The 25,151-nt window shown below is 57.7% G+C and carries 21 protein-coding genes; 9 read left to right on the top strand and 12 right to left on the bottom strand.

Annotation, left to right across the window (positions count from 1 at the left end):
• Positions 1-40 precede the first annotated feature (40 nt).
• From ACOTXL_RS03990 to ACOTXL_RS03975, 4 genes are all read right to left on the bottom strand, one after another.
• On the bottom strand, positions 41-940 hold the full coding sequence (locus tag ACOTXL_RS03990) for a Dyp-type peroxidase (protein ID WP_003861297.1): 900 nt from the start codon (positions 938-940) through the stop codon (positions 41-43).
• Between the two features lie 92 nt (positions 941-1,032).
• Positions 1,033-1,608 (bottom strand): RpoE-regulated lipoprotein, encoded by a 576-nt coding sequence (locus ACOTXL_RS03985; RefSeq protein WP_045349825.1) that lies wholly within the window; start codon positions 1,606-1,608, stop codon positions 1,033-1,035.
• Between the two features lie 63 nt (positions 1,609-1,671).
• Positions 1,672-2,121 (bottom strand): DUF2919 domain-containing protein, encoded by a 450-nt coding sequence (locus tag ACOTXL_RS03980; RefSeq protein WP_023325021.1) that lies wholly within the window; start codon positions 2,119-2,121, stop codon positions 1,672-1,674.
• Positions 2,108-2,533, bottom strand: a complete 426-nt coding sequence (locus ACOTXL_RS03975) for a GNAT family acetyltransferase (protein ID WP_003861292.1) — start codon at positions 2,531-2,533, stop codon at positions 2,108-2,110. The genes ACOTXL_RS03980 and ACOTXL_RS03975 overlap by 14 nt, the downstream gene beginning before the upstream one ends.
• 212 nt (positions 2,534-2,745) lie before the next feature.
• On the opposite strand from ACOTXL_RS03975, the gene amiA reads away from it, so the two are divergent.
• Together amiA and hemF are read left to right on the top strand one after the other, a co-directional pair.
• Positions 2,746-3,621 carry an N-acetylmuramoyl-L-alanine amidase AmiA gene (amiA, locus tag ACOTXL_RS03970; protein ID WP_045345542.1) on the top strand — a complete coding sequence of 292 codons (876 nt, stop codon included), beginning with the start codon at positions 2,746-2,748 and terminating at the stop codon, positions 3,619-3,621.
• Complete coding sequence (hemF, locus tag ACOTXL_RS03965) at positions 3,621-4,520, top strand: oxygen-dependent coproporphyrinogen oxidase (protein ID WP_023325023.1); 900 nt, start codon at positions 3,621-3,623, stop codon at positions 4,518-4,520. The genes amiA and hemF overlap by 1 nt, the downstream gene beginning before the upstream one ends.
• A 110-nt stretch (positions 4,521-4,630) precedes the next feature.
• On the opposite strand, the gene maeB is transcribed toward hemF, so the two are convergent.
• Positions 4,631-6,910: an NADP-dependent oxaloacetate-decarboxylating malate dehydrogenase gene (gene maeB, locus ACOTXL_RS03960; RefSeq protein ID WP_003863546.1), complete on the bottom strand. Its 2,280-nt coding sequence runs from the start codon at positions 6,908-6,910 to the stop codon at positions 4,631-4,633.
• Positions 6,911-7,196: 286 nt separating this feature from the next.
• Between maeB and tal the strand changes: the two genes are divergently transcribed.
• Positions 7,197-8,147 carry a transaldolase gene (tal, locus tag ACOTXL_RS03955; RefSeq protein WP_003863547.1) on the top strand — a complete coding sequence of 317 codons (951 nt, stop codon included), beginning with the start codon at positions 7,197-7,199 and terminating at the stop codon, positions 8,145-8,147.
• 19 nt (positions 8,148-8,166) lie between these two features.
• The gene (tkt, locus tag ACOTXL_RS03950; protein ID WP_032665866.1) at positions 8,167-10,155 is read left to right on the top strand and encodes a transketolase; all 1,989 of its coding nucleotides are present in this window, start codon (positions 8,167-8,169) and stop codon (positions 10,153-10,155) included.
• A 59-nt stretch (positions 10,156-10,214) separates the two neighbouring features.
• Here tkt and ACOTXL_RS03945 read toward each other — a convergent pair whose 3' ends face one another.
• From ACOTXL_RS03945 to aegA, 3 genes are all read right to left on the bottom strand, one after another.
• Entirely contained in the window at positions 10,215-11,258 is a 1,044-nt protein-coding gene (locus ACOTXL_RS03945; RefSeq protein WP_045349822.1) for a DUF1176 domain-containing protein, read from the bottom strand.
• Between the two features lie 106 nt (positions 11,259-11,364).
• Complete coding sequence (nudK, locus tag ACOTXL_RS03940; protein WP_003863554.1) at positions 11,365-11,958, bottom strand: GDP-mannose pyrophosphatase NudK; 594 nt, start codon at positions 11,956-11,958, stop codon at positions 11,365-11,367.
• Positions 11,959-12,025: 67 nt separating this feature from the next.
• Positions 12,026-14,002 carry a formate-dependent uric acid utilization protein AegA gene (gene aegA, locus ACOTXL_RS03935; protein ID WP_059370730.1) on the bottom strand — a complete coding sequence of 659 codons (1,977 nt, stop codon included), beginning with the start codon at positions 14,000-14,002 and terminating at the stop codon, positions 12,026-12,028.
• Positions 14,003-14,154: 152 nt separating this feature from the next.
• Here aegA and narQ point away from each other — a divergent pair, with 152 nt between their 5' ends.
• Both narQ and acrD read left to right on the top strand, forming a co-directional pair.
• Entirely contained in the window at positions 14,155-15,849 is a 1,695-nt protein-coding gene (gene narQ, locus ACOTXL_RS03930; RefSeq protein WP_045349819.1) for a nitrate/nitrite two-component system sensor histidine kinase NarQ, read from the top strand.
• 141 nt (positions 15,850-15,990) lie between these two features.
• Positions 15,991-19,104 (top strand): multidrug efflux RND transporter permease AcrD, encoded by a 3,114-nt coding sequence (gene acrD, locus ACOTXL_RS03925; protein WP_003863561.1) that lies wholly within the window; start codon positions 15,991-15,993, stop codon positions 19,102-19,104.
• 109 nt (positions 19,105-19,213) lie between these two features.
• Here acrD and ypfM read toward each other — a convergent pair whose 3' ends face one another.
• Entirely contained in the window at positions 19,214-19,273 is a 60-nt protein-coding gene (gene ypfM / locus ACOTXL_RS03920; RefSeq protein WP_015572204.1) for a protein YpfM, read from the bottom strand.
• Positions 19,274-19,660: 387 nt separating this feature from the next.
• Between ypfM and ACOTXL_RS03915 the strand changes: the two genes are divergently transcribed.
• From ACOTXL_RS03915 to ACOTXL_RS03905, 3 genes are read left to right on the top strand one after another with little or no spacing between them, the layout of a single operon-like run.
• Entirely contained in the window at positions 19,661-20,017 is a 357-nt protein-coding gene (locus ACOTXL_RS03915) for an ArsC family reductase (protein ID WP_045349817.1), read from the top strand.
• A gap of 3 nt (positions 20,018-20,020) precedes the next feature.
• Positions 20,021-21,148, top strand: a complete 1,128-nt coding sequence (gene dapE / locus ACOTXL_RS03910) for a succinyl-diaminopimelate desuccinylase (RefSeq protein ID WP_003863566.1) — start codon at positions 20,021-20,023, stop codon at positions 21,146-21,148.
• Positions 21,149-21,172: 24 nt separating this feature from the next.
• Complete coding sequence (locus ACOTXL_RS03905; protein ID WP_000383991.1) at positions 21,173-21,370, top strand: YpfN family protein; 198 nt, start codon at positions 21,173-21,175, stop codon at positions 21,368-21,370.
• A gap of 98 nt (positions 21,371-21,468) precedes the next feature.
• On the opposite strand, the gene ypfH is transcribed toward ACOTXL_RS03905, so the two are convergent.
• The 3 genes from ypfH to ACOTXL_RS03890 form a co-directional block, all read right to left on the bottom strand.
• Positions 21,469-22,164, bottom strand: coding sequence for an esterase (gene ypfH / locus ACOTXL_RS03900; protein ID WP_023314628.1), 696 nt, complete (start codon positions 22,162-22,164; stop codon positions 21,469-21,471).
• Positions 22,165-22,237: 73 nt separating this feature from the next.
• Entirely contained in the window at positions 22,238-24,184 is a 1,947-nt protein-coding gene (locus ACOTXL_RS03895; RefSeq protein WP_023314629.1) for a tRNA(Met) cytidine acetyltransferase TmcA, read from the bottom strand.
• Entirely contained in the window at positions 24,184-25,053 is an 870-nt protein-coding gene (locus ACOTXL_RS03890) for a neutral zinc metallopeptidase (protein WP_001303362.1), read from the bottom strand. The genes ACOTXL_RS03895 and ACOTXL_RS03890 overlap by 1 nt, the downstream gene beginning before the upstream one ends.
• Positions 25,054-25,151: the final 98 nt, after the last annotated feature.

Below are 25,151 nucleotides of genomic sequence, written 5' to 3'. Positions count from 1 at the left end.
GTGGCGCTAACGCTTACCCGGCCTACGAATGGAGAGCGATTTACAGCGCCAGCAGGCGCTCAACGGACGGCGCAAAGTAGTAGCCGCCAGTCACCGGACGGGTGAAGCGCAGCATGGCGTCACGCTTGCCGTCGGTATCGCCAAACATGCTCAGCAGCTGCTGTTCAATGTTGTAGAGGCGCGCGCAGTAAGCGCAGAAGTAAAGGCCGTGCGTACCGCTCGCGGTGCCGTACGGCAGGCTCTGGCGAACAATCTTCAGCCCCTTACCGTCTTCTTTAAGGTCAACGCGGGACAGGTGGGACGTGACCGGACGCGCATCGCCGTCAATCTCTTCATTGGCATCTTTGGTACGGCCAATCATCATCTCCTGGTCATGCACGCTCATGCGGTTGAGCTGCCTGAGGTTATGCTCCCAGCGCTGGACGAACACGTAGCTGCCGCCCGCGTCAACGCCATCCTTGATTACAGCCACCTCGCGGCGCGTCTCTTCCCCGGCCGGGTTTTCGGTGCCGTCGACGAAGCCGCTCAAATCGCGCTCTTCCACCCAGCGGAAACCGTGGATCTCTTCCTGCACGTCGATGCTGTCACCAAAGGCCTCAATCGCTGCCTGAGCGATGGAGAAGTTCACGTCGTGGCGCAGGGAGAGGATATGGATCAGGACGTCATACTGGGTGGCAGGCGCAAGACCTTTGCCATAAGGAATAAAATCTTTCAGCTCTTCTGCGCCTTCGCCGCCGCTCAGCTGACGCCAGACGGTATTGCCAAAGGCAACCACCGCGCCCAGATGGGCTTCGGGGAATTTGGCCTGGAAGGTGGCCAGTTTATCAACGAAAACTTTGCTGGCCGCGCGCAGGGCATCCACATCCCCTTTGACGTTGGCTTCAATCCAAATCGCCGCGCGGCAATGTTCTGGCAAAATGCCACTCTGAACCTGAGACATCGCTCCTCCTGAAAAAAAGATGCCACGACTGCGTGGCATTGATGGCGGCTATTATACCTGGATTTCAGCGAGGCGGCTTGCTCAGGCGCAAATTACTGCTTCCAGATAATTTTGCTCACTTTCCACTTTTTCAGGGTGTCGTCAGACGGCATTAACCCTTCCGGACCGTTCCAGGTGCCGCTGAATACATAGCTAATGTGCTGGCTGCCGTCGGCCTTACACTCGACCGCCACGCTCTCCTCCGACGGCACACTGGCGCAGTGGCCAAACGCTTTCTGGTAGAGCTCGCCAAACGGCGTACCTACCTTCACGCCACCTGAGGTCGGGATCTCTTCATCCATCACCGCAATGCGGTTGACCGTACCTTTATCGCCGTTGATGACCATCGCCACATTGTCGTCTTTCAACGCTTCGAAATAGCGCACGATGTTGCCGTTCTCGGTTTTCATGCCGCTGCGCAGGCGATAATCACTGCCGATGGCATCCTGAATGGCATCCTGATCCAGCGCCGTCGAGGCGGTAATTTTGCCCACGCCCTGCTCGGTCACTTCCGTTGAGGATACAAACCAGTTCCACGGATAGGCCGCAGACCAGTTGATGGATGAGAGCGTGGAACAGCCGGTTAACGCCAGCGGGAGAGCGCATAAAAGTAAACGCAGCGATTTCATTGAGACGTCCTTACGTAGTAAATCAACGCTTGTTGGAGTGCAGTATCGGCAAAAAGTGCCGTTTTAATCTGGCTCTTGCGTAAAACAGGCGCGTAAACGGGGATTCGTGACCAGCCACAGCAGCGCGACAATATCCGCCACCACCAGCGCAATCCCGATACCTGATAGCGGCTCGCCGTACAGCCAGAGCACGGGCTGCCAGACCAGGAGCACAACCTGCGCCAGAATCAATAGCCAGCGAAGTGCGCGCCAGAAGCGCGGGAGGAACTGCCGCCGTCCGCTGCACAGGAACGCCAGCACCGCCGGTACACCGGGCAGTAACCCCAGCCAGAACGCATCGTGATCGGGATAAAAGAGATTCAGTAGCGTATCGCCCTGCCCGCGCGACGCGCCAGCCATCACGAACAGCACCCAGGTGCGGGCCTGCAACAGCAGAACGCACCAGAACAAAAAAGGCAGACGCAGACGACCGTGAACATCATAGTCGCCAGGGTGGAACTCAGTACTCTTCATCTTCGATCAGGCGCTTACCCAGCGTCAGTACATCCGCATGCTCGTAGCCCAGACGTTCATACATGCCCAGCACCACGTCGTTATCTTCCCGGACCATAATCTGGATTTTCGGGCAGCCACGGGCGATCAGCTTCTTTTCCAGACGGTTAAGCAGCGCGTTGGCGATGCCGCGCGCGCGGTATTCCGGGTGCACGCCCAGATAGTAGGCCGAGCCGCGGTGGCCGTCGTACCCGCCCATCACCGTCCCGACTACTTCGCCGTTGACCTCAGCGACCAGAAACAGACTGACGTCGTGATTCACCTTCCGTTCGATGTCCATCTCCGGATCGTTCCACGGACGCAGCAGATCGCAGCGCTCCCAAAGGGTGATCACCTCTTCGAAATCTTCCTGGCGAAAAACGCGTATCTCCATGGTATTAACCGCCTTTTCGGGTTTAAAAACAGTGATTATGGCGTGAACAAGGCATTTAGCCAATAACCGGGGAAAAACTCGCCAAAATTTGGCATAATGTCACTTTGTCACGTATTGAAATGAAAAGTAAAACAATTCTCAATAAGGAATGTCGTCACGCAAAACGCGATACGATATAACACCAGGACCCCAATTTTTACAATTCAGGCCGCATGAGCACATTCAAACCATTAAAAGCACTCACATCGCGTCGTCAGGTTCTCAAAGCGGGGCTGGCGGCCTTAACGTTAACGGGCATCGCAAAGCAGGCTCAGGCAAAAGAAGAGAGCACGCTTAAAACCAGTAACGGACACAGCAAGCCGAAAACCAAAAAAGCCGGCGCAAAGCGTCTGGTCATGCTCGATCCAGGCCACGGCGGGATCGACACCGGCGCCATTGGCCGAAACGGTTCGAAAGAAAAACACGTCGTGCTGGCAATTGCAAAAAATGTGCGCGCAATTTTACGCAGCAACGGTATTGACGCCCGCCTGACGCGCACGGGCGACACGTTTATCCCACTGTACGATCGCGTGGAGATTGCCCACAAGCACGGCGCAGACCTGTTTATGTCCATTCACGCGGATGGCTTCACAAACCCTTCCGCCGCAGGCGCCTCGGTGTTCGCTCTCTCCAACCGTGGCGCCAGTAGCGCCATGGCGAAATACCTCTCCGATCGTGAAAACCGGGCGGATGAAGTGGCCGGGAAAAAAGCTACCGACAAAGACCATCTGTTACAGCAGGTTCTGTTTGATCTCGTGCAGACCGATACCATCAAAAACAGCCTGACGCTCGGCTCGCATATCCTTAAACGGATTAAGCCCGTGCACCGTCTGCACAGCAAAAGCACCGAGCAGGCCGCGTTTGTGGTGCTGAAGTCCCCGTCCATTCCGTCCGTGCTGGTGGAAACCTCGTTCATTACCAACCCGGAAGAAGAGCGTTTACTCGGCACCACGGCGTTTCGTCAGAAGATCGCGAACGCCATCGCCTCCGGGGTCATCAGTTATTTCAACTGGTTCGATAATCAAAAAGCGCACTCCAGGAAACGTTGATGAAACCGAATGCACAGCTGGTCAAAACTTTCCTGATGCAGCTACAGGACGCGATTTGCCAGAAACTTTCCGCCGCAGACGGCGGTGAATTTCAGGAAGACGCCTGGCAGCGCGAAGCGGGCGGCGGCGGGCGCAGCCGCGTGCTGCGTAACGGCGGTATTTTTGAACAGGCCGGGGTCAACTTCTCCCACGTCCACGGTGATGCAATGCCAGCGTCCGCCACGGCGCATCGGCCTGAACTGGCGGGCCGCAGCTTCGAGGCGATGGGCGTCTCGCTGGTGGTGCATCCGCATAACCCGTTTGTGCCAACCAGCCACGCCAACGTGCGCTTTTTCATCGCGGAAAAACCGGGGGCCGATCCGGTCTGGTGGTTTGGTGGCGGTTTCGACTTAACGCCTTACTATGGCTTCGAAGAGGACGCCGTGCACTGGCACACCACCGCGCGCGACCTCTGCCTGCCGTTTGGCGAAGACGTTTACCCGAAATACAAAAAGTGGTGCGATGACTATTTCTATCTGAAGCACCGCGACGAGCAGCGCGGCATCGGCGGACTGTTCTTTGACGATCTCAACACCCCGGATTTTGATACCGCATTCAGCTTTATGCGCGCGGTGGGTGAAGGCTTTACCGATGCCTATCTGCCGATTGTCGAACGCCGCAAAAACACCGACTACGGCGTGCGCGAGCGTGAGTTCCAGCTTTACCGCCGCGGGCGCTACGTGGAGTTTAACCTGGTATGGGATCGCGGGACGCTGTTTGGCCTGCAAACCGGTGGGCGCACGGAGTCCATTCTGATGTCGATGCCGCCGCTGGTGCGCTGGGAATACAGCTACGCGCCAAAAGAAGGCAGCCCGGAGGCTGCCTTGAGTGAGTTTATTCGGGTTCGGGACTGGGTGTAACCCTTACCCCTCACCCCGGCCCTCTCCCCAAAGGGGCGAGGGTGAAAAGACGGCTCGGAGCTGTCCCCTCTCCCCTCAGGGGAGAGGGTTAGGGTGAGGGGTGGGGTTAATTACAGCGGCTGCGTCTGTGCCTCAACCACCGCCAGCGCCACCATGTTGACGATACGACGCACGGAGGCAATCGGCGTTAACACATGCACCGGTTTTGACACCCCCATCAGCACTGGCCCTACGGTCACCCCTTCAGAACTCGACACGCGCAGCAGGTTATAGCTGATACGCGCCGCTTCCACGTTTGGCATAATCAGCACGTTCGCCGAGCCTTTCAGCGGGCTGTCCGGCATGCGTTCGTTACGGATGCTCTCCACCAGCGCGGCGTCGCCGTGCATCTCGCCGTCGATCATCAGCTCCGGCGCACGCTCGCGCACCAGGTCCAGCGTCTGGCGCATTTTGCACGCCGCCGCGGATTTGGATGACCCGAAGTTAGAGTGCGACAGCAGCGCCACTTTCGGCTCGATACCAAAGCGGCGCACGGTTTCCGCCGCCATCACGGTGATTTCCGCCAGTTCCTCCGGGGAAGGATCGTCGTTGACGTAGGTATCGGCGATAAAGGTGTTACCGCTTGGCAGCAGCAGCGCGTTCATTGCGCCGGCAGTATGGACGCCCTCGCGATAGCCGAAGATCTCCTGCACCACGCTGAAATGCTCATGGTACTCGCCGATGGTGCCGCAGATCAGCGCATCCGCCTCACCGCGATGAACCATGATCGCGCCGATCACCGTGGTATTGCTGATCACCGCCCGCTGCGCCTGCTCCTGGGTGATCCCGCGACGCTTCATGATCGAATAGTATTCGTTCCAGTACTCTTTGAAGCGCGGATCGGATTCGTTATTGACGATCTCAAAGTCGACGCCCGGCTTAATTTGCAGGCCCAGCTTCTGAATACGCATCTCGATCACGCTCGGACGACCAATCAGGATCGGTTTCGCCAGCCCTAAGGTGATCAGCTCCTGCGTGGCATGCAGCACGCGCGCCTCTTCCCCTTCCGCCAGCACCACGCGCTTCGCGTCAGCGCGCGCCTGGGAGAAGATCGGCTTCATAAACAGGTTGGTTTTGTAGACGAACTCGGTGAGTTTATCGACGTAGGCATCGAAATCTTCAATCGGCCGCGTCGCCACGCCGGAGTCCATCGCCGCTTTAGCCACCGCTGGCGCGATCTTCACGATCAGACGCGGGTCAAATGGTTTAGGGATAATGTAGTCGGGGCCGAAGCTCAGATCCTGATCGCCGTAGGCGGAGGCCACCACTTCGCTCTGCTCGGCGTGCGCCAGCTCTGCGATAGCATGAACGGCGGCGAGCTTCATCTCTTCGTTGATTGCCGTAGCGCCGACGTCCAGCGCACCTCGGAAGATGAACGGGAAGCAGAGCACGTTGTTCACCTGGTTCGGGTAGTCCGAACGTCCGGTACAGATGATCGCGTCTTCACGCACCGCCTTCGCCAGCGGCGGCAGAATTTCCGGCTCCGGGTTCGCCAGGGCCAGGATCATTGGCGCGCGCGCCATCTTCTGCACCATCTCCTGGGTCAGTACTTTCGGGCCTGAACAGCCGAGGAAAATGTCGGCACCTTCAATGACGTCTTCTAGCGTGCGCTTGCCGTCGTCTTCCACCGCATAGGCCGCCTTGGTTTCCGCCATGTTTGGCTCGCGGTCTTTGTAGATCACGCCCTTGGAGTCGCAGACCACAATATTGTGCTTCTGCATGCCCAGCGCCACCAGCAGGTTCATACAGGCGATGGCCGCGGCGCCTGCGCCGGAGACCACCATGCGCACGTCGGAGAGATTTTTCTCTACCACGCGCAGGCCGTTCAGAATGGCGGCGGTACTGATAATCGCCGTGCCGTGCTGGTCGTCATGGAACACGGGAATGTTCATACGCTCGCGCAGCTTCTGCTCGATATAGAAACATTCCGGCGCTTTGATGTCTTCCAGGTTGATGCCGCCGAAGGTCGGCTCCAGCGCCGCCACCACGTTGATGAATTTATCCGGATCCAGTTCGTCCACTTCGATATCGAAGACGTCGATACCGGCAAATTTCTTAAACAGAACGCCCTTCCCTTCCATCACCGGCTTACCGGCCAGCGCACCGATGTTCCCTAACCCCAGCACCGCCGTACCGTTAGAGATAACGGCCACCAGGTTGCCACGGGCGGTGTATTTGTACGCTGCCAGCGGATCTTTTTCGATTTCCAGGCACGGAGCAGCCACGCCTGGCGAGTAGGCCAGCGCCAGATCGCGCTGGGTCGCCAGCGGTTTGGTCGGGGATACCTGGATTTTACCCGGAACAGGAAACTCGTGAAAATCGAGAGCGCTTTGTTTTAACTGATCATCCATCTTGTTATTCCTTTCACGTTTCGGTCAAAAAGGGTGATGTCGACGTTCCTATGCACACCCTGGTGTGCCGCATAGTATCGCCGCAGGCAGGCTCCTAAACTTTGAAGGCTGCCAAACTCTCACCATTGCAGAATAAAAATTGTTATCAATTTATAACAGCCATGTTACCCGTCTCAGAAAGCAATGCCTCCCCCGTCTGCTATGCTTTTTTGTTAAGTCCATCATGATTTTCTCAGAAGTGTGAACTAACGCACTCGACTAACTCTTTTATTTCCAAGGAGTAATTATGAACCAGCTAGACGGCATCAAACAATTTACCACCGTGGTTGCAGACAGCGGCGACATCGAGTCGATTCGTCACTACCAGCCGGAAGACGCGACCACCAATCCCTCTCTGCTGCTCAAGGCGGCCGGTCTTGCGCACTTTAGTCATCTGATTGATGACGCCCTTGCCTATGGCAAACAGCGCGGGAAAACGCAGGAGCAGCAGGTCGCCGAGGCCAGCGACAAGCTGGCGGTCAATATCGGTGCGGAAATTCTTAAAAGCATACCGGGACGCGTCTCCACCGAAGTGGACGCCCGCCTCTCGTTTGACCAGGAAAAGAGCATCAACAAGGCTCGCCGCCTGGTGGAACTCTACCAGGAGCAGGGGATCGATAAGTCACGCATCCTGATCAAGCTTGCGTCTACCTGGGAAGGCATCCGCGCGGCGGAAGTGCTGGAGAAAGAGGGGATCCACTGCAACCTGACGCTGCTGTTCTCCTTCGCCCAGGCGCGTGCCTGCGCCGAAGCGGGCGTGTTCCTGATTTCACCGTTTGTCGGACGTATCTACGACTGGTATCAGGCGAAACAGCCAATGGATCCGTACGTGGTGGAAGAAGATCCTGGCGTAAAATCGGTGCGTAATATCTACGATTATTACAAGCAGCATCGCTACGAGACCATCGTGATGGGGGCCAGCTTCCGCCGCACCGAGCAGATCCTGGCGCTCGCGGGCTGCGACCGGCTGACCATCTCCCCTGACCTGCTGAAAAAGCTTCAGGAGAGTGAAGAGACGGTGATCCGCAAGCTTGTGCCGACCTCTACCGTTCTGCCAAAACCAAAACCCATGACCGAAGCGGAATTCCGCTGGGAGCACAATCAGGACCCAATGGCCGTGGAAAAACTGGCGGACGGCATCCGTCAGTTCGCCGTCGACCAGCGCAAACTCGAAGATCTTCTCGCTGCCAAACTTTAACCTTGCCACGGAGTGAACTATGTCCCGTAAAGAGCTCGCCAACGCCATTCGCGCCCTCAGCATGGATGCCGTACAAAAAGCCAATTCCGGCCACCCTGGCGCCCCCATGGGTATGGCTGATATTGCCGAAGTGCTGTGGAACGACTTCCTCAAGCACAACCCGACCGATCCGACCTGGTACGATCGCGACCGTTTTATTCTCTCCAACGGTCACGCATCGATGCTGCTCTACAGCCTGCTGCACCTCTCCGGCTACGATCTGCCGCTTGAGGAGTTAAAAAACTTCCGCCAGCTGCACTCCAAAACGCCGGGCCACCCGGAGATCGGCTATACGCCGGGTGTTGAAACCACTACCGGCCCGCTGGGCCAGGGGCTGGCGAATGCCGTCGGCCTGGCGATTGCCGAGCGTACGCTGGCCGCGCAGTTCAACCAGCCCGACCACGAGATTGTCGATCACTACACCTATGTCTTTATGGGTGATGGCTGCCTGATGGAGGGGATCTCCCACGAGGTCTGCTCGCTGGCGGGCACCCTGGGCCTGGGCAAGCTGATTGGCTTCTACGATCACAACGGTATCTCCATTGACGGGGAAACCGAGGGCTGGTTTACCGACGACACGGCAAAACGCTTTGAAGCCTATCACTGGCACGTGGTACACGAGATCGACGGTCACGATCCTGAGGCGGTGAAAAAAGCGATTCAGGAAGCGCAGAGCGTGAAGGACAAACCGTCCCTGATCATCTGCCGCACCACCATCGGCTTCGGCTCGCCGAACAAAGCGGGCAAAGAAGAGGCGCACGGCGCGGCGCTGGGTGAAGAGGAAGTGGCGCTGACCCGCCAGAAACTGGGCTGGAAACACCCGGCCTTTGAGATCCCAAAAGAGATCTACAAGGCCTGGGATGCTCGCGAAACAGGTGAAAAAGCGCAGCAGGCCTGGAACGAGAAGTTTGCCGCTTACAAAAAAGCGTATCCGGATCTGGCGGCTGAGTTTACCCGCCGCATGAGCGGCGGCCTGCCGGAAGACTGGGAAGAGAAAACCCAGGCGATGATTGAAAACCTGCAATCCAACCCGGCGAAAATTGCCACCCGTAAGGCATCACAAAACACCCTGAACGCAATTGGCCCAATCCTGCCCGAACTGCTGGGCGGATCGGCGGATCTGGCGCCAAGTAACCTTACCATCTGGTCCGGCTCTAAATCCCTGAAGGAGGACATTGCCGGGAACTACATCCACTACGGCGTGCGCGAGTTCGGGATGACCGCCATTGCCAACGGCATCGCCCACCATGGCGGCTTCGTGCCGTACACCGCTACCTTCCTGATGTTTGTCGAATATGCCCGTAACGCGGCGCGTATGGCGGCTCTGATGAAGGCGCGGCAAATCATGGTGTACACCCACGACTCCATCGGACTGGGTGAAGATGGGCCGACGCACCAGGCGGTAGAGCAGCTGGCGAGCCTGCGCCTGACGCCAAACTTCAGTACCTGGCGTCCGTGCGATCAGGTTGAAGCGGCAGTGGGCTGGAAGCTGGCCGTAGAGCGTCATAACGGACCCACGGCGCTGATCCTGTCGCGCCAGAACCTGGCGCAGATCGAGCGCACGCCGGAGCAGGTGAAAAATATCGCCCGCGGCGGGTACATCCTGAAAGACAGCGGCGGCAAGCCAGACGTGATCCTGATTGCCACCGGTTCAGAGGTGGAAATCACGGTAAAAGCGGCGGAGAAACTGACCGCCGAGGGTCACGCGGTGCGCGTGGTTTCCCTGCCTTCAACGGATATCTTTGATGCCCAGGATGAGGCGTACCGCGAATCGGTGCTGCCTTCAAACGTCGCGGCGCGCGTGGCGGTTGAAGCTGGCATTGCCGACTACTGGTACAAATATGTGGGTCTGAAAGGGGCGATTGTCGGCATGAAGGGTTACGGTGAATCCGCCCCGGCCGATAAGCTGTTTCCGTACTTCGGCTTTACCGTTGAGAACGTAGTGGAGAAGGCGCTGAGCGTGCTGTAGTGCGATCTGCGTTGCCGGGTGGCGGCTGCGCCTGACCCGGCCTACAAATCGGCAAAACCCTACCTTGTGATCCACAGCGTGGGCCAGGCATCTGGCCCATTCCAGTTATCACAGCTTGGCTCTTCCGCGTAGCGTACCAGACGGAAGCGCTGGCCGTTAAAACGCCAGCGGGTCTGGATCCCACAGTCGCCAATCCCGCATCCCAGCGCCAGCGTGGTCAGCTCGCGCGTTTTTTCATCGAAGCTGGCATTCATCAGCTCCATGTCGCTACTCTGGCTGGAAGGGGTAAACGGCAGACGCAATCTCACGCTCCTGGCCGCAAACGGTTTTTTACGCGACACCAGCCACGCCAGGTCGACGGTGTTGTACGCCCCCGCCTCACAGCTGATGATCATCAGCGCTTTGTCATCGGTCAGCGCGGTCACGCGCACCTCACGCCGGTTCGGATCGAGAGAGCACTGGCTGTGGTTCATGCGCCAGTTACCGTAATCCAGCAGATCGTTCAATTCGTTATGCGTCAGCGGCGTTGGCGTGGGGTTCACCACCGCCACCTTTTTTAATGCCGGCGCAGGCGGCACGCTCAGCGGTGGACTATCCCCTTTTTTAATCCATGCCGTTTCACTTCCGACGCGTTTTTGCTGGGCATCGATAAACAGCAGCGCCGCTTTCAGCCCGGCCAGAGAGATTGTCTGCTTCCCCCCGCGCAGAGTCAGCGCCTGACCTTCCTGAATGGTTTTCAGAAACGTGGTGATGGTGCCCGTATCGTCTGTTTTAAGATGCCAGGGGGTTAACTGCCAGTGTTGCGACGTGAGTTTAAGCGGCACATTGTCGAGCAGCAGGCGCGGGGCGATGTCAGGCTCTTTCACCGGAGGCGCCGAAAGCCCACCGAGATCAATGCGCAGGCTGGCGTCCGTTTTTGCCCCCGCACTGCGGCTCAGCGACATGACCAGACCGCGATGCTCGCCAGTGTTGCGCGCTACGCAGAAGTTCTGGTTATTGCAGGTCACCTGCCAGTCTGAAAAAGACTGCTGCGCAGGCGCAGCCCACACCCGAGGCGCGGGAAGCACGCAAATGAAGAAGATAAGAAAAACGCAGTAGCGCATGAACGGCACAGCCCCGCAAACGAATAGGTCAATCTGGGGCGTATCTTCGTGCCCTGGGCGGGCTGGCTCAATCGGATTTATCGGATAGATTTATCTGAAATACAACTTATCGCGCTTCCGCCGCGGCATTCATCAGCCCGCTGGTTTGCAGATATTGCAACAGGATCACCGCTTTACCGTCGCGGATCTCGCCGCGTTTCACCATGTCAACAGCCTTAGCGAAAGGCATTTCCAGCACTTCAATGTCTTCGTCGTCCACGCCACCGCCCCGGTGCGTGCGCTGGGCATCGGTATATTCCGCAATGAAGAAGTGGATCAGCTCGGTGACCCCGCCAGGGGACATAAACAGCTCAAAGACTTTCTGCACCGTCCCCACCTCAAAACCCGTCTCTTCAATGGCTTCTTTGCGGATACACACTTCCGGCTCATCGTCGTCCAGCAGACCTGCACAGGTTTCAATCAGACGTCCGTCCGCGTTGCCATTGACCCATGTCGCGATGCGAAACTGGCGGATCAGCACTACGCTTTGCTTTTCACGGTTATACAGCAGAATGGTTGCACCATTGCCCCGGTCGTAGACTTCGCGTTTATGGCGAATGACGTCCCCGTTCTTACGGGTGAGATCGTAAGTGATGTTACGCAGGACAAAGTAATTTTCAGAAAGGATTTTGTCTTTAATAACGCTAATGTTCAGAGACATACGGGCTCCACGGCAAAATGAGTCTGTTTATACTACGCTGTGAAGCCCGCTTTGTCGCCCGTCTGAGTTAATGCATGTTGCGCGGCGGCACGCCAAGCCAGTCCATGATCCCCTGCGCGGCATGGCGCCCTTCCGCCATCGCGGTGACCACCAGATCTGCACCGCGTACCGCATCACCGCCAGCAAAAATCTGCGGATTCGAGGTCTGGTAGCGATAACGGCTCTCCACGGAGGCCCTGATGCGCCCCCAGTCGTCGGTGTCGACGCCCTGCGCCTGAAGCCACGGCATGGCGTGCGGATTAAACCCAAACGCCATGATCACCGCATCCGCTGGCATGACAAACTCACTGCCCGCCACCGGGACAGGACGCCGCCGCCCCTGCGCATCCGGCTCGCCCAGACGGGTGCGCAGCATCCGGATACCGTTGACCTTTCCGTCGGTATCCAGCGTGAGCTCAACCGGCTGGACATTAAATTCAAAGGCCGCGCCCTCTTCTTTCGCGTTTTTAACCTCTTTCTTTGAGCCCGGCATGTTGGCCTCGTCCCGCCGATAGGCGCAGGTGACTTTCGCCGCGCCATGTCGCAGCGCGGTGCGCACGCAGTCCATCGCCGTATCGCCCCCGCCCAGCACCACCACGTTTAACCCCTGCGTGTCGATAAACGGCTCGTCTGCGGCAGGGTCAAGGCCCATCACGTTCCGCGTGTTCGCCACTAAAAACGGCAGCGCGTCGTACACGCCCGGCGCGTCTTCGTGAGGGATACCCGCTTTCATGGAACGATAGGTCCCTACGCCGATGAACAGGGCATCGTAGTCGTTTTGCAGTTGGGCCATCGATACGTCTTTTCCCACCTCGCAGTTCAGCTCGAAGCGGATGCCCATCGCGCTGAATATCTCTCTGCGCCGCGCTAACAGGGATTTATCCAGCTTGAAGGCCGGAATACCAAAGGTCAGCAATCCGCCGATTTCCGGATGGCGATCGTAGACCGTCACACCGACGCCGCTGCGCACCAGTACGTCGGCGCAGGCCAGCCCTGCCGGACCGGCACCGATGATGGCGACGCGCTTACCGACCGGTTTAACGTGGCTGACGTCCGGCGTCCAGCCCATCGCCAGCGCCCGATCCGAGATATACCGTTCGATATTCCCGATGGTTACCGCCCCTGACGCATCCCGCAGGGTGCAGGCGCCTTCACATAATCGATCCTGTGGACAGACGCGGCCGGTAATTTCCGGTAAACAGTTAGTCTGGTGAGAAAGCTCAGCCGCACCGACGATATCCCCCGCCCCGATCCGCTCAATCCACTGCGGAATATGGTTATGCAGCGGGCAGGTCCACTCGCAAATGCTGTGGTCGCCACATTTCAGGCACCGGGATGCTTCGCGCTGCGCCTGTTCCGGGCGAAACGGCAAGTAGATCTCGTTAAAATGGCCGGCGCGCGCGTCGGGGCTGAGCTTATCCGGCTCACCGCGCGCCGGGGTGTTTTGCATCTGTTGCCGTTTGGTTTGCGGAGGGACTGACTGAACCGCCTCGCTGTGCCACGGCAGCGCGTCCAGCCTTGCGCTGCGCTGTCGGCGCTGTTTAACCAGCTTATCCAGCACGGCTGGGGTGGCGAGCGTAAGCACCTCTGCCGGGCAGTTTTCAACGCAGGCCGGGCCTTGCGGCCTTTCCAGGCAGAGGTCGCATTTGTGCGCCGAGGCCTTTACGCTGTCGTTTTCCAGCGGGGCGATCAGCATGTCCATCGTGCCAAACGGACAGGCCACCACGCAGGCTTTACAGCCAATGCATTTTTGTTGATTGACCTGTACGCTGTCGCTGTGTTGCGTGATGGCTCCGTTCGGGCAGCTTTGCGCGCAGGGCGCGTTTTCACAGTGGTGGCAGGTCACGGGGCTTTTTCGCAAGCCTGAGGTAAGGACCGTAATGCGGGGATGAAAATGGCGCTCGCTCAGCGCGTGCTGCTCCCCGTTGTGCGCCATCACACAGGCAACTTCGCAGGTGCGACAACCGATACACTGTTGAGCGTTGGCCATAATAAAACGATTCATAACAACACCTGTTTTTGGTTCAATAACCTTATTCTTTCTATTGTTATCGTATTTACCCACAGTGGCATGGCGACGCAATGTTCAAATGCCCTGGAAGGCGAACTATTTCCAGTGAACCTGTGGCAGATCAATTTAATTCAGGAAGCCGATGAGTGACCGTTAAACGCCCCGTATCGGGAAGCCTGGCTCGGGCTTTCTTTTCGATGATTGTCTTGTCCGTTCTGATCAGCGCCATTGCGCTGGTTACACTCGCCAGCAGCCAGCGCGACGCCGAGGCGATTAACATCGCCGGATCGCTGCGCATGCAGAGCTACCGCCTGGGCTACGAAATGCAGCGCGCCAGCCCGTCGCTGGCAGGGCACCGCGCGGTCTGGCAGAAAACGCTGAGCGCGCCTGCGTTGCAGAAGCTAAACCGCTGGTATGTGCCAGAGGACGTCAAACAGCGTTACCAGCAGTTGCACCTTGGCTGGCAGGAGATGGACACGCGTATCGCCAGCGGCGATACCGGGTGGTATCAGAGCCACATAGAGGATTTCGTGGGCCGGATAGATGCCTTTGTGCTGGCGCTACAGCACTACACCGAACATAAGATACAGCTGGTGATTTTCATGTCGCTGACGGGCGGCCTGGGCATCCTGCTGCTGGCGGTGATGACCCTGCGGCGCATCCGCCGTCAGGTTGTGCTGCCGCTGAATAAGCTGGTGGCAGCGAGCGAGCGTATCGAACAGGGGCAGTTCGATACCCCCGCGCCGGATATTATGCTTCCCAACGAGCTGGGCCAGCTTTCCCGCGCCTTCAACCATATGTCGGCGGAATTACACACCCTGTACCGTTCCCTGGAGCACTCCGTTGCTGAAAAAACCCGCCACCTGAATGAAGCGCATCAGCAGCTCGAAATGCTGTTCAAATGCTCACAGGCGTTGAATACCGGGCAGATAGACAGCCACTGCTTCCGGCATATTTTGCAGATTGTGCATGACTATACGCAGATGAATTACCTGCAATTGCGCACCAGTGACGACTGGCAGCTTTACGAAGGACAGGAGTCCCCGGGCGAGAAAATGCACAATTTACCGGTATTAATGCAGGACACCCTGTACGGCGAACTGCGCTGGCAAAGCGCGACCGGGGATGTTCCGCTGCCGCTCATGGAAAGCGTGGCGACGATGCTGGGCCGGGGGCTCTATTTCAATCAGGCGCAGAAACATTATCAGCAGTTGCTGCTGATGGAAGAGCGCGCCACCATCGCGCGCGAGTTGCATGATTCGCTGGCGCAGGTGCTCTCCTATTTGCGTATTCAGCTTACGCTGCTGAAGCATGCCGTGCCGGGCGACAATGCCCCGGCGCAGGCCATCATTACGGACTTCTCCCGCGAGCTGAATAACGCCTGGCATCAGCTACGCGAGCTGCTCACCACCTTCCGCCTGACGCTCAATCACGCCAATCTTCCTGCCGCGCTACAGGAGTCTCTTGACGGGTTGCAAAGCCAGACCAGCGCGAAGTTGGTGCTCGACTGCCGTCTCTCATCGCTGGCGCTGGACGCGCAAAAACAGGTGCACCTCTTACAGATTGTGCGTGAGGCAGTGCTGAATGCGATTAAACATGCCGACGCGAGCGAGATTGTGGTCAGCTGCGTCACCACCGCGGACGGCACTCACACGGTCACGATCCGCGACAACGGTATTGGTATCGGCGACGCCAGTGAACCGCCGGGGCATTACGGGCTGAATATCATGCGCGAACGCGCGGGACGGCTCGGCGGGACATTACACTTTTCTCAGCCGCCACAGGGTGGGACACAGGTCAGCGTAACGTTCCGGACGCCTGCGGCGCAGGCTGAAAAATAGTGGGAAAGAAGGCGCGCTGAAAAAAGCGCATGATAATTTACATTATCTTCTTTATTTCTCCACGTTTGACCTGGGCCTTACCGCTAAAGTTAGGCGGGCAATAAACAATAATGACGTGCAGCAAAACGAGGTCACACTTTAATGGCGAATTTTTTCATCGATCGCCCCATTTTTGCCTGGGTGCTTGCAATCCTGTTGTGTCTGACGGGTGTCCTGGCGATTACTTCCCTTCCTGTTGAGCAATACCCCGACCTCGCGCCCCCCAACGTGCGTATCACGGCGAACTATCCTGGCGCCTCGGCACAGACGCTGGAAAATACCGTCACGCAGGTTATCGAGCAGAACATGACGGGTCTTGATAACCTGATGTACATGTCCTCGCAGAGCAGTGCCACGGGCCAGGCGACGGTAACCCTGAGCTTTACGGCGGGCACGGATCCGGATGAAGCGGTGCAGCAGGTGCAAAACCAGCTGCAATCGGCCCTGCGTAAACTGCCTCAGGCGGTGCAGAACCAGGGGGTGACCGTGCGTAAAACCGGTGACACCAATATTTTGACCATCGCGTTTGTTTCAACCGATGGCTCGATGGATAAGCAGGACATCGCGGACTACGTCGCCAGTAATATTCAGGACCCGCTCAGCCGTATCAACGGCGTGGGTGATATCGACGCCTACGGCTCGCAGTACTCCATGCGTATCTGGCTGGATCCCAACAAGCTGAACAGCGTGCAGATGACCGCTAAAGATGTCACCGACGCTATCGAATCGCAGAACGCCCAGATTGCCGTGGGGCAGCTCGGCGGTACGCCGTCCGTGGACAACCAGGCGCTTAACGCCACCATCAACTCCCAGTCGCTGCTCCAGACACCTGACCAGTTCCGCAATATTACTCTGCGCGTGAATCAGGACGGTTCGGAAGTGCGTCTGGGGGATGTCGCCACCGTGGAAATGGGGGCGGAAAAATATGACTACCTGAGTCGCTTTAACGGCAATGCCGCGTCCGGACTGGGGGTAAAACTGGCCTCCGGCGCCAACGAAATGGCGACCGCGCAGCGGGTGTTAGAGCGTCTGGATGAACTGTCGCATTACTTCCCGCACGGACTGGAGTACAAAGTCGCCTACGAAACCACCTCATTCGTAAAAGCCTCCATCGAAGATGTGGTGAAAACCCTGCTCGAAGCTATCGCGCTGGTGTTCCTCGTGATGTACCTGTTCCTGCAAAACTTCCGCGCCACGCTGATCCCCACCATTGCGGTGCCGGTGGTGCTGCTGGGAACCTTTGCGGTGCTGTATGCCTTCGGTTACAGCATCAACACCCTGACCATGTTCGCCATGGTGCTGGCCATCGGCCTGCTGGTGGATGATGCCATCGTGGTGGTGGAAAACGTCGAGCGCATTATGAGCGAGGAAGGGCTTTCGCCCCGCGAGGCCACGCGCAAATCGATGGGACAAATTCAGGGCGCGCTGGTCGGTATCGCCATGGTGCTGTCGGCGGTATTTATCCCGATGGCATTTTTTGGCGGCACCACGGGCGCGATTTATCGCCAGTTCTCGATCACCATCGTCTCTGCAATGGTGCTCTCCGTACTCGTGGCAATGATCCTTACCCCTGCCCTGTGCGCGACGCTGCTCAAACCGCTGCATAAGGGCGAACACCACGGTCAAAAAGGCTTCTTCGGCTGGTTTAACCGCATGTTTAACCGCAATGCGGCGCGCTATGAAGCGGGCGTGGGTAAAGTACTGCACCGCAGCGTGCGCTGGATGGTGGTTTATGTCCTGCTGCTCGGCGGCATGGTGTTCCTGTTCCTGCGGCTGCCAACCTCGTTCCTGCCGCTGGAAGATCGCGGCATGTTTATTACCTCCGTACAGTTACCGAGCGGCTCGACCCAGCAGCAGACCCTGAAAGTGGTGCAGAAGGTTGAGAACTACTTCCATACTCAGGAGAAAGATAACGTGGTCTCCGTCTTCTCCACCGTCGGCTCTGGCCCCGGCGGTAACGGGCAGAACGTGGCGCGTATGTTTGTGCGCCTGAAAGACTGGGACCAGCGCGACAGCGATACCGGCTCCTCCTTTGCCATCATTGAGCGTGCAACCAAAGCGTTCAACAAAATCAAGGAAGCGCGCGTTTTCGCCAGCAGCCCGCCCGCCATCAGCGGCCTGGGCAGCTCAGCCGGGTTTGATATGGAGCTTCAGGATCACGCGGGTGCCGGGCATGACGCGTTGATGGCTGCTCGCGATAAACTGCTCGAGCTGGCCGGGAAAGATCCGCAGCTTACCCGCGTTCGTCATAACGGTCTGGATGACAGCCCTCAGCTACAGGTGGATATTGACCAGCGTAAAGCGCAGGCGCTGGGCGTCTCCATCGACGACATTAACGACACCCTGCAAACGGCATGGGGCTCAAGCTACGTAAATGACTTTATGGATCGCGGCCGCGTGAAGAAGGTCTACGTTCAGTCTGCCGCCAAATACCGCATGCTGCCGGACGATATCAACCGCTGGTATGTGCGCAATAACACCGGCGGCATGGTGCCGTTCTCGGCGTTTGCGACGTCACGCTGGGAGACCGGTTCGCCGCGTCTGGAGCGTTACAACGGCTATTCGGCGCTGGAGATTGTCGGTGAAGCCGCGCCGGGCGTCAGTACCGGTACCGCAATGGACATTATGGAAAAACTGGTTCAGCAGTTACCGACCGGCTTTGGCCTGGAGTGGACGGCGATGTCTTACCAGGAACGGCTTTCCGGCGCTCAGGCGCCTGCCCTGTATGCTCTTTCGCTGCTGGTGGTATTCCTCTGCCTGGCGGCGCTGTATGAAAGCTGGTCAGTGCCGTTCTCGGTGATGCTGGTGGTGCCTCTCGGGGTCATCGGCGCGCTGCTGGCAACCTGGATGCGCGGCCTGGAAAATGATGTCTATTTCCAGGTCGGACTCCTCACCGTGATCGGATTGTCGGCAAAAAACGCCATTCTGATCGTCGAATTTGCCAATGAGATGAATGCCAAAGGTCACGAACTGATGGCCGCCACGCTGCACGCCTGTCGTCAGCGCCTGCGTCCGATCCTGATGACCTCTCTGGCGTTTGTATTTGGCGTCCTGCCGATGGCCACCAGCTCCGGCGCAGGCTCCAGCAGCCAGCACGCAGTGGGTACGGGCGTTATGGGGGGAATGATATCCGCGACGATACTGGCTATCTATTTCGTACCGCTGTTCTTTGTGCTGATACGTCGTCGTTTCCCGCTGAAGGATAAGCCGGAATAACCCGTTGAAATAAAAAAGGCGGCTTTACAGGCCGCCTTTTTATTGTGTGATTCTTTCACACTATGGTTATTTTAGTTAATTAAGTGCTCTTGCATTTCTTACCGGAAATTCATTTACGAAGCATGCCTTCGATAAAATCTTTCCAGTTCCCCAGTTCACGTTCAATCATAACAACCTCTCTTATTATTATGCGCATTCTACGAAAACGTATCATCATTGTGAAGCCACTTTAACCGATTGCTGTGATTGAGCCCCGCTGTACTGGTAGGTTTAGGATCACTATGAGCGTTGCCGGGTAAATTTTATGTGACCTACAGCAATATTTTGAAATAGTCGGAAAAATGACAGCATTTTTAATTTCCCCCTGAGTTTATTGGCAATTTAAACAGGGTGGACAACTATGCTTAAAAGATGAAAGACTATTCAGCTTACAGCTGTTCGTTGAATTATGGAGAATTGTAAATCCCGAAAAATTCCGAATGTGTTATATTCCACTTAAGGATATATCTTCGAAAATATTGAACATTAAATCCACAAAAGAACAAAAGGATTCACTATGGTTGTGATGTACGGCATTAAGAATTGCGACACGATTAAAAAAGCCCGCCGCTGGCTGGAAGCACACAACATCGACAATCGCTTCCACGATTACCGTGCCGACGGGCTTGACCCCGCGTTTCTCCATTCCGCCATCAACGAACTGGGATGGGAAGCGCTGCTGAATACCCGCGGGACCACCTGGCGAAAACTGGATGAATCTCTCCGGGCCACGATCAACGACGCCGACAGCGCAGCCAAATTGATGCTTGAAATGCCGGCAATCATCAAACGCCCATTGCTCTGCAAGCCAGGTCAGCCTATGCTGCTGGGTTTCAGTGAAACCCTTTATTCAGATTTATTCGTTGAGGTGTAGTCTATGTCATGCCCGGTCATTGAGCTGACTCAGCAGCTTATTCGCCGTCCTTCCCTTAGCCCGGACGACGCAGGTTGTCAGGCATTAATGATTGAGCGCCTGCGTGCCATCGGTTTTACCGTGGAGCACATGGATTTTGGCGATACGCAGAACTTCTGGGCATGGCGCGGTCAGGGGGAGACGCTGGCGTTTGCCGGACATACTGACGTAGTTCCCGCGGGCGACGCAGACCGCTGGATCAACCCGCCTTTTGAGCCGACCATTCGAGACGGCATGCTTTTCGGACGCGGCGCTGCGGACATGAAAGGTTCCCTGGCTGCGATGGTCGTGGCGGCAGAGCGTTTCGTCGCCCAGCATCCGAACCATAAAAACCGTCTTGCGTTTTTGATTACCTCCGATGAAGAAGCCAGCGCCCACAACGGCACCGTGAAGGTCGTTGAGGCGCTGATGGCGCGCAATGAACGTCTGGACTACTGTCTGGTGGGCGAACCGTCCAGCACCGAAGTGGTGGGCGATGTGGTGAAAAATGGCCGCCGTGGATCCCTGACCTGCAATTTGACTATTCATGGCGTGCAGGGCCACGTTGCCTATCCGCACCTGGCGGATAACCCGGTACACCGCGCCGCGCCGATGCTGAACGAACTGGTGAGCATTGAATGGGATAAAGGCAATGAATTTTTCCCGCCAACCAGCATGCAGATAGCCAACATCAAGGCTGGCACCGGCAGCAACAACGTCATTCCCGGCGATCTCTTCGTCCAGTTTAACTTCCGCTTCAGCACCGAACTGACTGACGAGATGATCAAAGCGCGAGTGATTGCGCTGCTCGAGAAATATCAGCTGCGTTATACCCTCGACTGGTGGCTGTCTGGCCAGCCGTTCCTGACGCAGCGCGGTAAACTGGTGGATGCGGTAGTGAACGCCATTGCGCACTATAATGAAATTAAGCCACAACTGCTGACAACGGGCGGCACGTCTGACGGACGCTTTATCGCCCGCATGGGCGCACAGGTTGTCGAACTGGGTCCGGTTAACGCGACGATTCACAAAATCAATGAATGCGTGAACGCTGCCGATTTACAACTGCTGGCCCGCATGTATCAACGTATTATGGAGCAACTCGTCGCCTGACGGGTGCTTAAAGAGGATTAGCGAATGGACTGGCTTTCAAAGTACTGGTGGATTCTGGTGTTGGTATTTCTGGTAGGCGTGCTGCTTAACGTGATTAAAGATCTCAAGCGCGTTGACCACAAAAAGTTCCTTGCCAACAAACCGGATCTTCCGCCGCACCGTGATTTTAACGACAAGTGGGACGATGAAGACGACTGGCCGAAGAAGGACCAGAAGAAGTAATTGTACACACCCCTCACCCCCGGCCCCTCTCCCCAGAGGGACGAGGGGGGTTTTGTTCCCTCTCCCTTTGGGGAGAGGGTTAGGGTGAGGGGAAATGTTTAAATAAACTCGACGATATCATCGTCATTCGGCTTCGCGCCGCTGAGCGCTTCATCAAAGTAGTGCTTCGGTACGGTATAACGCAGATGATCGAGCGCGAACTGCATGCTGCGATCGTCAATGGCATGCCCCAGATCGTCTACGATATCCAGCGTCACATCTCCGCCCTCGCGCATCAGCGTCTCCTGGGCGGCTACTGCATGCGAAAGCTCAATTACCCGGTCTTCACCCCCATGAATGAGATGGATCGTGGTCTGCGTGGTCGCGCTTTGCGGTAACGTCGCAAAACGCCCGTTAAAGGCAATCACGCGGGACACCAGTCCGGGCTGCGCTTTTACGCTTTCCAGCGACATGATTGAACCCTGAGAGAAGCCAATCAGCGCCGTTGCGTCGGCGCCTACGCCGCTCTGCTGCTGCCAGTAACGCACGGTATCGATAAAGGCTGGCATAACGGCATCAATACGCGCCTGACGATTCTCCTCCGTCACGCCCTCGACGGAAAACCACTGCCGACCGTCCGGACCGCACGGCTCCACGCCGCCGATGCTGACGATCAGCGCGTGTGGGAAAACGGGTGCAAACCAGCTGCCAATCTGTCCCATATTGACGGCATTGTCGCCCACGCCATGAAACAGAAGCAAGAGCTGTTTAGCAGGCGTATCCGGGCTTTGCACAACAAAATGGTCATGTTTCATGGCGATCTCCTTAATTGATAAGCAGGATTTTACGCCTCTGCGGGGTAATGACCATGCCACTTTACTGAAGAAGTCATTGAAAAAATTGCCATTGCAAAATGTCGGCTTTCAGCTGCTGGCTACGGGAGTAATCAAGCCTTTCAAGCGCGCGTGCGGTTTCCTCGCGTAGCTTCGCCAGCAACGCTTTGCGCCCGAAATCGTGCGTATTCCCTTCCATTTTCCCGCGCAGCGCCGGGAGTGGGATGTCCACGGCTAACACCAATCGCGTTAGCGCCGCAACCGAGGTTGAAAACGCCCGGTGAGCAAAGGCAAACCCCGCCAGCTCCAGCCAGTCATCACTATTAAGGGTAGCTTCCCATGCATCCGTCACCGGGATCTTTTCGCCATTCCAGGCCGACAGGACGCGCATATCACGACATAAACGCTGATGCGCCTGTTCGCAGAGCTGATGCCCCGCCTCGCTCAGCGGCAGCAACGCCATCGCCGTATAGCACCCGCTGCTGGCTTCCCGGTGGCTGCCCATCCGCACCAGCACAAACCCGCACTGCCGCCAGAAACGCCACAGCTCGTCGGTATAGCCAAAGCTGACCGAGAGATAATCTTCTCCGCTGGCACTGCGGATCAGCCGCTGGCCGATGCCTTCCCGCTGGCGATGGGGATGAACCGCAATGCGGCTGACGCGTCGGCCTTTCAGCGTCGCCGCGAGCGGCGAACCGCCGTGCGCCGCCAGCGACTGCGCCACCAGATTTCCACGCGGCCGACGAAACCCCGCCCATACTGCGCGGCTAAGTTCAGGGGGTAATCCCCCCTCCTCCACCAGCCAGAGCGCGCCCGCGATCTCCGCGCCCGCCTGAGCAACAGCAAAGTGCTGGCCGGGGGCGTCCATCATCCGGCGTAAATCGAGGGGGGACGTTCGGTAGTGCGCGGCACACAGCAGTTCATACACGCCTGCCCCGCGCGCCGGATCGTTCTCCCATATCCCGGGCTCCAGCGACGTTAAACGTACCTCCCCTGCCGGTTTGCGATCGATAAGCGCATCGTCGAACAGCAGCGCGTTCGCCACTATCCGCTCAAGGGGGCATCCGGCAGCCCAGCGAACTGGCGTGGATAAGGTATAACGCCGCAGCCCGCTGAACCGGGCGCAGAACTTCAGCAGGAATCCCCTGCCCGTGCCTTCATAACCCTGCACCGTGGTGGTCAGCAACACGCGGGGAAAGCGCGACACCAGCTTCTCCAGCAGCGGGCCGGGGATGGCGGCTGCCTCATCGACAATCAGCCAGTCAGCTTCTGTGGTGGAGGCCAGCAGCGCATCCGGGGCCATAAAGTGAAAATGTTCCCCGGCGAAACGCGCGATGACATCCGTCGCCCCTTTTGCCGGTGCCGTCACTACTGCACTCCCCTGAATGCCGCTCAGCAACATGCCCGCCAGGGCGGACTTTCCCCGTCCGCGCGGCGCCGTCACGGCGGCCACGCCCGCAGGCATGGTCAGAAGAGCGTCGAGGATTTCAGCCTGCTCGCGCTGCGGTTCACCGCTGGCGGGCTGCCAGGCGGGTAAATCTGGCGCAACGGGAAGGCACAGAGGACGATGTTGATGCCAGACGATGGCATCTGAATCGGCGGCAAGCATCCGGCAAAAGTGGTGAACAAAGTGCGGGGTGGCGATCGGCTCTGCGCTGTCGCTCCAGCGCAGAGAATCCCTGTCGGGCCTGTCGGCCCAGACGGAGAACGGCGGCACCAGCAGCACCAGAAGGCTTCCGGCGCGCAGGGTCCCGCTGAGGGCGGCGAAGGCCGAGACGTCAAACCCGTCTCGCGCGTCAAAAACGGCGTGCAGGTATTCACGTCCCAGCAGGCCGCTGATGGCCTTAGAGGGGTTTTCCTCCAGCCACAGCCAGTCTCCTGGTAACGTATCGCGCAGATGGGTCGCCTGGCTCAACGTCCACGCTTCATCGCCGCTGAGCACCACCAGCCGGCGGTGCCCGGTACGCTGAAGCTGGTTAACCAGCTGTTCAAACCCCAACATCACATAGCTTTGCCGAAGGTATTACACTGCGACGGGTTGCCGCTGTCGAAGCCACGCTTAAACCAGCTGTAGCGCTGCTCTGAGGTGCCATGGGTAAAGCTGTCCGGCACAACGCGCCCCTGGCTCTGCTGCTGCAAGCGATCGTCACCAATCGCCTGTGCGGCATTCAGGGCCTCTTCCAGATCGCCTGTTTCCAGCACGCCCTGCTGCTGCATGCTGTGTCCCCAGACGCCAGCGAAGCAGTCGGCCTGAAGCTCCATGCGTACGGAAAGACGATTCACCTCCGCCTGAGACGCATTCTGCTGCATCTGACGCACTTTAGGCTCAATGCCGAGGAGCTTCTGCACATGGTGGCCGACTTCATGCGCGATCACGTAGCCCTGGGCAAAATCGCCGTCGGCGCCCAGCTTGCTTTTCATGTCGTCATAGAAGGAGAGATCGATATAGACGGTGCTGTCCGCCGGGCAGTAGAACGGCCCCATAACGGACTGCCCGGTGCCACAGCCGGTGCGGGTTGCGCCCCGGTACATCACCAGTTTTGGCGGCTGATAAGTCCGCCCCATTTTCTCGAACTGCTGACCCCAGGTATCTTCGGTCGTCGCGAGAATAACGGAAGTAAATTTCGCCGCTTCATCTTCATTCGGGCTGATGGAGCGCTGAGAATACTGCTGCTGTTGCCCGGTTTCACCGGTCATCAAACCGGTCAGGTCGACACCGTAGTAGCCCGCCACCAGCACGACGACCAGCAGAATAATGCCGCCCTTGCCGCTGGGTAACCGGAAACCTGGCCCGCCCATAGACGGACCACCGCCACCACTGCTGCGTCTGTCTTCTACGTTGTCACTTTCACGACGCCCTTGCCAGCGCATAAACACCTCGAACTATTCCATTTATAATAGCTATGATCGTAGGCGGTTAATGAAAGGATTACCATAGTAAACAAGGATAAGACGCCAAAGGATGCCCA

Origin of the sequence: Enterobacter cloacae complex sp. IR5402 (assembly GCF_049238125.1) — a bacterium.
Classification (GTDB): domain Bacteria; phylum Pseudomonadota; class Gammaproteobacteria; order Enterobacterales; family Enterobacteriaceae; genus Enterobacter; species Enterobacter hormaechei_C.
Note: the sequence above shows the minus strand (reverse complement) of the source record. Positions and strands in the feature narration are given on the sequence as shown.